This is a genomic window from Chryseosolibacter histidinae, assembly GCF_018598225.1.
In the GTDB taxonomy this organism is placed as follows: Bacteria; Bacteroidota; Bacteroidia; order Cytophagales; family Cyclobacteriaceae; genus Chryseosolibacter; species Chryseosolibacter histidini.
Window position 1 is genome coordinate 1 of sequence record NZ_JAHESF010000101.1, and the last position, 493, is coordinate 493.

1 protein-coding gene is annotated in these 493 nt (G+C 53.5%); it reads left to right on the plus strand.

The window, feature by feature from the left end; genetic code table 11:
* Positions 1-465, plus strand: a 465-nt coding sequence (locus tag KK083_RS32350; RefSeq protein ID WP_254170303.1) for an RDD family protein, incomplete at its 5' end; no start/stop codon positions are given.
* Positions 466-493 lie beyond the last annotated feature (28 nt).

Genomic DNA, 493 nt, shown 5'->3' on the forward strand with positions numbered 1-493 from the left:
CCATCTCCTCTTGGCTCGTGGGCTCGGAGAGGTGCAAAAGATACAGTGTCTGCTGCGGGGGCCTCCGAAACTGCCGCGGCCGTGGTCATGTTTTTGCTGATGGGTTTGTTTTCGCTCTATTCGCTTGTGTTTGAAACCCTTAACAAAGGCCAGAGCATTGGAAAAATGGCGTTGCGCATCCAGGTGATCAAAGTGGCGGGGGGCAAGATCACCTTCTCCGACTATGCCGCGCGTTGGGTTTTCAGGCTGATCGATATTTATTTCTCCTTAGGCGCCATTGCCTCGATCCTTGTAGTGTCATCGGCAAAAGGCCAGCGCATCGGCGATGTGGTTGCCAATACCGCTGTGGTAAAGACGTCGCCCAAAATGAATCTCAACCTTGACGACCTGCTGGCCATTCACCAGAAAAGCACCTACACCCCTAGAAACGTCCCGGCCCGCAAGCTCCAGGAAGCTGAATCTTAAACACATCACCGAGCACACCAGACAAGAG